This is a genomic window from Anaerolineales bacterium, from assembly GCA_022866145.1.
In the GTDB taxonomy this organism is placed as follows: Bacteria; Chloroflexota; Anaerolineae; order Anaerolineales; family E44-bin32; genus PFL42.
In genome coordinates this window covers 1-2,584 of the sequence record JALHUE010000276.1, presented here as the reverse complement: position 1 = coordinate 2,584, position 2,584 = coordinate 1, and the positions used below count along the sequence as shown (strand labels likewise).

At 59.7% G+C, this 2,584-nt stretch carries 4 protein-coding genes; all 4 read right to left on the bottom strand.

What is annotated here, in order from left to right:
• Positions 1 to 268 precede the first annotated feature (268 nt).
• The 4 genes from MUO23_08635 to MUO23_08620 all read right to left on the bottom strand — a co-directional run bounded on the left by MUO23_08635 (position 269) and on the right by MUO23_08620 (position 2,351).
• Positions 269 to 964 carry a hypothetical protein gene (locus tag MUO23_08635; GenBank protein ID MCJ7513022.1) on the bottom strand — a complete coding sequence of 232 codons (696 nt, stop codon included), beginning with the start codon at positions 962 to 964 and terminating at the stop codon, positions 269 to 271.
• Positions 965 to 1,152: 188 nt separating this feature from the next.
• On the bottom strand, positions 1,153 to 1,791 hold the full coding sequence (locus tag MUO23_08630; protein ID MCJ7513021.1) for a hypothetical protein: 639 nt from the start codon (positions 1,789 to 1,791) through the stop codon (positions 1,153 to 1,155).
• A 4-nt stretch (positions 1,792 to 1,795) separates the two neighbouring features.
• The gene (locus tag MUO23_08625; GenBank protein ID MCJ7513020.1) at positions 1,796 to 2,119 is read right to left on the bottom strand and encodes a hypothetical protein; all 324 of its coding nucleotides are present in this window, start codon (positions 2,117 to 2,119) and stop codon (positions 1,796 to 1,798) included.
• Entirely contained in the window at positions 2,076 to 2,351 is a 276-nt protein-coding gene (locus tag MUO23_08620) for a hypothetical protein (protein MCJ7513019.1), read from the bottom strand. The genes MUO23_08625 and MUO23_08620 overlap by 44 nt, the downstream gene beginning before the upstream one ends.
• Positions 2,352 to 2,584 lie beyond the last annotated feature (233 nt).

Below are 2,584 nucleotides of genomic sequence, written 5' to 3'. Positions count from 1 at the left end.
TTGGGCGGACTTGGGGATAGGCGCAAGTGGAATTTGGCGTGATTCGTGTGGAACCGGGGATCTGGAGAAAGCGGACGTGCTTTGACCGGATGAGAAAGACACTGTCGCGGGAGCGCCTGTCTTTGGGGACGCCTAACGGCCGCGAGCTAAGCCGCTCGGCGGCTCGGGCATTTCTGCTTCATTCTATAGGAAGAGGGCGGGCCAGGTTTCATTGCGTTTTCGCCCGCCAGCCGAGTCGGCTTCAGCGAGTTGTTGGGCAGCCGGATCGTCATGACTGCGTTGCTGAGTGGGAAGATGTGGACCCGAGCGCCATGAGTGCGCGGCCCTCGGACCAGAGCCGGTCGCCTTCGTCGGCTAGCGTGGCAGACTGTGCGGACCCGGCGCTTTCCAGGGCGGGGACGCAATGCGCAGTGAAGAGAGCTAGGATGGCAAAGAGCGCTTCCATGTTTACGCGCAGCAACCCGGGAAGGAATGGCTGGCTGGTTCGCAATGATGCCGTTCGGTAGTCGACGAGGTGGCGCATTGAGTAGGGGGTGAATGCGATATGCGAGGCGTTCGTGTTGAAGTGCTCACGAAGCCCCCTAAACGAACCGCCTATGCGCTTGGCAATGATGCCTGCGCTTGGGAGCGTCCCTGCGACTGCCTCTTCGGCCCTGGCCCTATCGAGCGCGAAGTAGACGAGGAGCTCGTATGCTTCGAGGGTGGGGCGCAAGAGTGCGCCGGCTTCTTGGGCAAGGCCATCAAGTATGAGACTATAGGTTGCCTGTAGGAGAGCGCGGCCCTTTGCCGTCGTGAGGCCGCAGACACGCGGGAACACGTCGCTCCCGGAGAGCCGGCTGAACTCTGTGACTGCCAAGTCCAGGAGGGCGAACTCTGCCCTTATGAGCCGGTCGACTCCGGCGAGTGGGCCAGCGATGGAGTCGATCGCCTTACTGCGTGTTTCCCAGAGGTCCACTTCTGCCATGGAATGCCTCACACGGCTGCCCAACGGCCTCGAGCTAAGCTGCCCGGCGGAAGCAGGCAACTCCTCCCTACTCTACGGCTTGTTTGCAGGCTAGACAAGAACCAGCTGAGGCCCAGCCCGCCGGGTCAGCTTCAGCGAGTTGTTAGGCCGCCGGGTATTGGGGCGTGATCTGCAGATTGACCGCGCGGCTAGAGTTTTGAGGCCAACTCCGAGTAGGCGGTGATGATGAAAGGCATCACGGGTTCAATTGTCTTCATTGCCACGCTGGCCATTGGGTTGTGGGCAGCCGTGTCGCCCAAGAACTTGATTCCTTCGATTGCGTCGGCGGTCTTCTTCATAAGGAACGGCTTCCCTGCGACCTTTGTGGTGGTGGAGAGGGCGAGCATCGCCTTAAGACCGACGAGACTGCCTTCCTTCTCGAGGAGTGTCTCCTTGCCATTCTTGGCGAAGGCAAGGAATAGGAGCTTCTCAAGGATCTTCCTGAGGAGGAATGCGGTGCAGTTGCCGCTGACGCCATAGTTGTGCCTAAGATCAGCTAGCTCCTGCTTGAAGTCCGGTCCAAGTGCCTTGATGAGGGTATCTGGCAGGACATCAACGCTTGGGGCAGCGCCTGATGGTGAGTGCTTCTGAATCCAACGGTACTTCCCTGTCTTTCCGCGCCTAGAGAGGAAGGATGCTCGGGAAAGAGCATTGTTCAGGGCGGACGAGGTCGGGTTGGAGCCAAGTGATGAGAGTCTGGCCATGACATCAGGGGAAGTCCTCTCCTGGGAGAAGAAGCCCTGGTGCCAGAAGGTCAGCAGTAGAGTAGGTGTCTTCTGGGGTTTCAAGGGACTACCAAACGTACGCCTGCATCCGCTTGCCGCCGATGACCTTGGAGGCCTTCCTCAGTTCCTTACGGGACGCCAAACGGTAGAGGGCCATGTTGACGCGGTCAACCTCGCAATGGTACGTCGGCAGGAGTTTCTTGTGAACGTCAGTCGCGATCCTGGGCTGTACGAAGAAGCCTGCTTCGCGCAGCGAGAGTATGTGCTGGGGAAGGGACTCTAGCTTTCGCGAGTCCTTCTGAGTTCTCGGCTTGGATGGTTTTCCTTCGAGCACGCGGACTCGCCGCTCAAGGTCGGCGAGCTGTCTTCTTAGGTCGGCGTCGGCTGCCACTTGATGCCTCCTCGACGTATGGATGCTTCTGTACGTAGGAGTAGCTTCCCTTGCTGCCTTTTCTGGTGAGGAACTTGGCACCCTTCAATGCCATCATGAGGTTCTTGTCGCCGAAATTGTAGCCCCTCTTCTCCAACTCCGCTTCCACGGCGCGCACATCCTTGGGCTTGAGGAAGACGCCTTCCTTCCAGAGGAGGCGAAGGGCTTGGGGAGCGGTTGTCGCGATGCTCATGTGCTCTCCTTCGCGGGCGTCGCGTGTCCCGGCGGCCTAACGGAGCCGAGCTAAGCCGCTCGGCGGCTCGAGCTTTCTGCCTTCATTCTATGGGAAGACAGCAGCCCAAGCACCACTGCGTTTTCGGCCGCCAGCCGAGTCGGCTTCAGCGAGTTGTTAGGCTGCTGAAGATCCCCGCTCGACCTACTCCCCGGAATGCCCGGACCTGATTCTCTTGATCTCCTGCCAGAAGT

Coding starts and splice junctions, on each gene's coding strand:
- MUO23_08635 (MCJ7513022.1), bottom strand. CDS start 964: ATGGCAGAAGTGGACCTCTGGGAAACACGCAGTAAGGCGATCGACTCC.
- MUO23_08620 (MCJ7513019.1), bottom strand. CDS start 2,351: ATGAGCATCGCGACAACCGCTCCCCAAGCCCTTCGCCTCCTCTGGAAG.